Origin of the sequence: Maribacter sp., assembly GCF_039968975.1 — a bacterium.
Classification (GTDB): Bacteria; Bacteroidota; Bacteroidia; order Flavobacteriales; family Flavobacteriaceae; genus Maribacter.
In genome coordinates this window covers 1-5,757 of sequence record NZ_JBDVOT010000100.1, presented here as the reverse complement: position 1 = coordinate 5,757, position 5,757 = coordinate 1, and the positions used below count along the sequence as shown (strand labels likewise).

The following is a 5,757-nucleotide window of genomic DNA, read 5'->3' as shown; positions in this document are numbered from 1 at the left end:
TTGTTTTGCGTATATCGGCTATTTCTTCAGTAGTCAAGCCTTCATTGGTAAAGAGTTCAAATACCGTTCTCATGGGTAAATTCATTTTGTCTAGTACCAACTGTATATGCTTGTATATTCGTTCTTTATCCAATGTAGCATCAAGCTTATCGGCTAATTGCTTTTCTTCATCGGTAATAAAAACATGGTCTAAAGTATAATTACTTTTATCTAAAGAACTATCGTCCAATTCTTCTAAGAGCAAGAAATCACCATCGCCATCTTGGGTGTAATTTTCTTCCATAGCATCCCACTCGGGTTTAGAGTACGTATCTATATTATCGAAGAAAACATGATCAAACTCCTCTTCTACCAAACTGTCTTCCAATAATTCATCTACTTTTTTAAATAGAAAAACATGTAGCTCATTCTCACTCTTTATATCATCAATATTATCATACACTTCTATAAAAAGCTGATCGGTAAAATCGCTCGGGTTGAACATACCCTTATTTAATTTACCATTGGCTACGGCACTATTCAATCTTTTAGATACATATCTATAAATTTTTGGTAATATCTTTAACAGCTCCGTATTAAAAGATTTCCTATTTTCTTTACGCTTAAAGCTAACTAACTTAGAATAGGTTTCTTTCATTATTATTTTTACATCATGCATAGCGGTTTCCATAATATGTTACTTTTAAGATTATTACACCATAAAATTGCAAACTTATAGGCGTAATTCATATGATAAATGTCAGTGAGTTACCTAAAGATTTCAGATACTTTAGTACTTCTTAGTTTTTAATTAAATATAACTAGCCCATGATCAACCCTAAAGATTTTGGAATTACCGGACTCACCGACCAACAGGTTGAGGCTTCTAAAAAAGAACATGGTCTAAATTCGTTAAATTATAAGAAAGAGAACAGCTTTTTAGATGCGCTTAAAAGCATAGCTAAAGAGCCCATGGTCATTTTATTGCTCATAGCTTCATCTATCTATTTTATAACCGGTAATTGGGGCGATGGTGTTTTCTTGGCAACTGCCATTGTTCTTGTAGGGTCTATATCATTATATCAAGATTCACGCAGTAGAAAGGCTCTAGAGAATCTTAAAAACCTTACTCATCCCAAAAGCAAAGTCATACGTAATGCTCAGGTTACTGAAATTGATAGTCAAGATATTGTTGTTGGCGATTTCTTAATGGTTGAGGAAGGTTCTACTATTTCTGCAGATGGCACTATTATACATTCTAACGATTTTTCTGTAAATGAGTCTATTTTAACCGGTGAATCTCTTTCTGTATATAAAGATGCTACCAGTACGGATAATTTTATTTTCACAGGAAGCACCGTTGCCAGCGGATTAGCGATTGCCGAAATTACCGCTATTGGAAACTTGACCAGACTTGGTAAAATTGGAAAAAGCCTTGAAGATATTACCGAGGAAAAAACACCTTTAGAATTAAAGATTTTCAACTTTGTTAAGTTGATGTCTATTTGGGGAGGTATTATATTTTTATTGGTTTGGGGCATAAACTACCTGCGTTCTGGCATTGTTCTAGACAGTCTATTAAAAGCATTGACCTTGGCCATGAGTATTCTTCCCGAAGAAATACCTGTTGCATTTACCACATTCATGGCTTTGGGTGCATGGCGACTAATGAAAATGGGAATTGTCGTAAAACAGATGAAAACTGTTGAAACCCTAGGTAGTGCCACCGTAATCTGTACGGATAAAACAGGTACAATTACACAGAACAAAATGGCTTTAGCCAAACTATTTACATTGAAAACTGGCACAATCGTCAATACCAAAAATATTTTAGGCACTGATGAAAAAGACTTGATTACCACCTCTATGTGGGCAAGTGAACCCATACCGTTTGACCCTATGGAAATTGCCATTCATAATGCATACGGTAAGCTAACAGAATACGATGAGCGCCCAAATTATAAAATGGTTCATGAATACCCTTTAGGTGGTAAACCGCCCATGATGACCCATGTGTTTCAGAATGCAGGCGGTAACCAAATAATTGCAGCAAAGGGAGCACCGGAAGCTATTATTGCGGTATCTAACCTTACCTCTCCTGAAATTGACATCATACAAACTACATTAACTGGTTTAGGTAAAGATGGGTATAGAATGCTTGCTGTTGGCTTGGCTATATTCGAAGGCGAAAATTACCCTAAAGAGCAACAAGATTTTAAATTTGATTTTAAAGGCATTATCGCTTTCTATGATCCACCAAAAGAAAATATTAAACAAGTACTGCAAGACTTTGACAATGCCGGTATAGCAGTTAAATTGGTTACCGGTGATAATGCAAATACGGCAATGGCAATTGCCAAACAGATTAATTTTAAAGGGTACGAAAAATGTATCTCAGGCAATGAATTAATGCAGCTTTCAGATATTGAATTACAAGAAAAAGTAAAGGATATCAATGTATTCTCAAGAATGTTCCCCGATGCAAAACTGAGAATAGTAAATGCGTTAAAGAAAAACAATGAAGTGGTTGCAATGACTGGTGACGGCGTAAATGACGGTCCGGCTTTGAAGGCATCGCACATTGGTATTGCCATGGGAAAAAAAGGTACTGAAATTGCCAAACAAGCAGCATCTCTTATTTTAGTAGATGATGATCTATCTAGAATGGTAGATGCCGTTGCCATGGGTAGAAAAATTTATACCAACCTAAAAAAGGCGATTCAGTATATCATATCAATACATATACCCATCATCCTTACCGTATTTATTCCTTTGGCGTTACGGTGGGTGTATCCAAATATATTCTCTCCCTCACATGTTATTATTTTAGAATTGATCATGGGTCCTACCTGCTCTATCATTTTTGAAAACGAACCAATGGAGAAAAATTTAATGATTAAGAAACCTAGACCTTTTTCTACTACTTTCTTTAACTATAAAGAACTTACTACCAGTGTTATACAAGGATTAATTATAACTATTGGTGCGTTAGTAGCTTACCAATATTCAGTATCGGTAGGTTTCTCTGAAAATACAACACGTACCATGGTATTTATGGTGCTCATTGTTGCCAATATATTTTTGACCTTGGTAAATCGTTCTTTCTATTATTCCATATTCACCACCTTGAAATACAAAAATAACCTGGTTCCTCTAATCATTGGTCTCACTATCATACTTTCGTTATCATTGCTATACGTACCGGTATTAACACGTTTCTTTGAGTTTGAAAGTTTAACTATACCACAGCTAGGCACCACAATACTGATAGGTGCTATTTCTGTACTTTGGTATGAACTTGTAAAAGGAATAAAACGATCTAAGAAAAAGGCTTAATTACAGCTTTTGACCATATGCCAAATCACCGGCATCACCTATACCTGGAATAATATAACCGCGAGCATTCAATTCTGGATCTACTGCGGCAATCCATAAATGTGTGCTTTCTGGAAAAATATCTTTTATATAATCTATACCTGTTTTAGACCCAATAACGGATACGATATGAATTTGCTTTGGTGTGCCATGGTCTTTTAAACCCTTTAACACATTTTCCAAAGTTCTCCCTGTAGCCAACATAGGATCTGTTAACACCAATACCTTACCCTCTAAAGACGGAGCCGCAAAATAGTCTACCACGACTTCAAAATCATCTTCATTGTTTTCATGTTTACGATAGGCGGAAATAAAGGCGTTTTCAGCCGCATCAAAATAATTTAATAGTCCTTGATGCAATGGCAAACCTGCCCTTAAAATAGAGCATATAACTACCTGATCTTGGCTTAAATGCATAGATTTGTTGCCAAGCGGTGTTTCTACAGTTTTAGAATGGTATGCTAATTCTTTACTAAACTCATAACCTAAAATCTCTCCAATTCGCTCTATATTTCTACGAAATCGCATGGGATCTTTTTGGATCTGTAAGTCGCGTATTTCTGAAATAAACTGATTGAGAACTGAATTTTGATCTCCTAAATTATGAATGGTCATGAATGTTATATTTTAATTCTAAGGTACTCTTTTCAAAAATAAAACTTGACAGCTTAAATATGGTTGTTTAGGCTGTCAAGTTTACAAAAAAATATAGTTCAATTACAATCTATGCATTTATCATACCTCCATCAATAAGATGCGTACAACCGGTAATATATTTACTTTCTTCTGATGCTAAAAATAGGGCAAGTTCACCTACTTCTTTTGAGGTTGCATAACGATCAAAAGGAACTGTAGCCTTAAAACCATCTTTTACGGCATTTGGACTATCAGGAGACATATCGCTTTCTATTCTTCTCATCATATCATTATCCACAGGACCTGGGTGTATGGTATTCACACGAATTTTACGTACCGCATTTTCTGCTGCAGCAACACGCATTACACCTACTACTGCATGCTTTGTAGCAACATAAGCACCTAAATTTGCAAATCCTTTTAAACCGGCTACAGATGAGGTAATTATAACACTACCACCCTCTTCCATTTTAGGAATGATATATTGACAACCTAACCAAACACCTTTAAGGTTGACCGCAATTACCTTATCGAACACATCTTCCGGGTATTCTGCTATAGGACTTGCAGTACCTTCTATACCTGCATTGGCGAAGAAAATATTAATCTTACCAAATGTTTCTAATGTATGGTTTAAAAATTTTATGGTATCCTCCTTTTTTGAAACATCAGCTCTAAAAAAAGACACATTTTTATTATTTAAACTTTTGCGCGCCGCATCTATAGCTTCTTGATTATTATCTACTAAAACTACTTTTGCCCCTTGTTCCAAAAAAAGTTTTGCAGATGCCAAGCCTATACCACCCGTACCACCTGTTATTACAGCTACTTTATCTTTTAACCTGCTCATAGTTACGTATTAATTGTTATTGAATTACAAATCTTTATAAATATAAATTCCTGAATAACAATATAATATGACAAATATCAGCCTTACACTCATTTAGCTTTTTAGATATATTACTTATGTAGCAGTATATGATGGTTAGATTGCTCATGATATTTATCATAGGATTTTTTTTTACTCTCTTATACTTTTAAAACATCAAAAAAAAGAAAGCCATGAAAAATATTCTTATCCCCACTGACTTCTCTAGCAATGCTGATCACGCCATTTCTTATGCCCTTAATGTTTTTAAATGTGAGCGTACTAGCTTTTATTTTATTCATGCGTATGCAGATGAGGTTTACGGACCTTATCATAATGTAGATGCCAAAACTTTTGATAAACAGAAGAAAATTATCGCTGATGATTCTGAAAACAAATTAAATCAGCTTGTTACCAGCACCCAAACTAAAACTCATAACCCTTTGCATAAGTATGAAGCTGTTTCTTCTTTTGAATCTCTGGTAGATGCCATTAATAATTTTGCCGAATCAAAAAATATTGACCTCATAATAATGGGTACTAAGGGCAAGACAGCTAGCACTACACTTACTTTTGGTAGTAATACTGTTCAGGTCTTTAAATATGTAAAATGTCCGGTTTTGGCAGTGCCCGATCAATACAGTTATAATCAGCCAAAGAAAATACTGTTTCCAAGCAACTATATGCTGCCTTATAAAAGACGAGAATTAAAACTGTTAGATATCATGGCAGGAGAATTCAAAGCAGAAGTTCATAGTCTATACATTTCAGATTTTGAGGATTTAAGTCTGCGCCAATTGGATAACAAAAAATTCTTAGAAGAGTCTTTACCAAACGCCAGGTTATCATTTGTTACTAAAGGTGTTGCCAATAGAGCAAATGCAATTACCAGCTATATC

The 5,757-nt window shown here is 34.9% G+C and carries 5 protein-coding genes; 2 read left to right on the top strand and 3 right to left on the bottom strand.

The window, feature by feature from the left end:
- Positions 1 to 670: sigma-70 family RNA polymerase sigma factor (locus ABJI11_RS06925; RefSeq protein ID WP_348350667.1), on the bottom strand; the 670-nt coding region annotated here is incomplete at its 3' end.
- Positions 671 to 807: 137 nt separating this feature from the next.
- Between ABJI11_RS06925 and ABJI11_RS06920 the strand changes: the two genes are divergently transcribed.
- Positions 808 to 3,315 (top strand): cation-translocating P-type ATPase, encoded by a 2,508-nt coding sequence (locus ABJI11_RS06920; protein ID WP_348350665.1) that lies wholly within the window; start codon positions 808 to 810, stop codon positions 3,313 to 3,315.
- Here the strand turns inward: ABJI11_RS06920 and upp are convergent, their stop codons facing one another.
- Together upp and ABJI11_RS06910 are read right to left on the bottom strand one after the other, a co-directional pair.
- Positions 3,316 to 3,969, bottom strand: coding sequence for a uracil phosphoribosyltransferase (gene upp / locus ABJI11_RS06915; protein WP_348350663.1), 654 nt, complete (start codon positions 3,967 to 3,969; stop codon positions 3,316 to 3,318).
- 109 nt (positions 3,970 to 4,078) lie between these two features.
- Positions 4,079 to 4,840, bottom strand: a complete 762-nt coding sequence (locus ABJI11_RS06910; protein ID WP_348350661.1) for an SDR family oxidoreductase — start codon at positions 4,838 to 4,840, stop codon at positions 4,079 to 4,081.
- Between the two features lie 212 nt (positions 4,841 to 5,052).
- On the opposite strand from ABJI11_RS06910, the gene ABJI11_RS06905 reads away from it, so the two are divergent.
- On the top strand, positions 5,053 to 5,757 hold a 705-nt coding region (locus ABJI11_RS06905; RefSeq protein WP_348350659.1), incomplete at its 3' end, for a universal stress protein.

Bases quoted from the DNA above. Each gene is read 5' to 3' on its own strand.
- ABJI11_RS06920 (WP_348350665.1), top strand. From the start codon at position 808: ATGATCAACCCTAAAGATTTTGGAATTACCGGACTCACCGACCAACAG.
- upp (WP_348350663.1), bottom strand. From the start codon at position 3,969: ATGACCATTCATAATTTAGGAGATCAAAATTCAGTTCTCAATCAGTTT.
- ABJI11_RS06910 (WP_348350661.1), bottom strand. From the start codon at position 4,840: ATGAGCAGGTTAAAAGATAAAGTAGCTGTAATAACAGGTGGTACGGGT.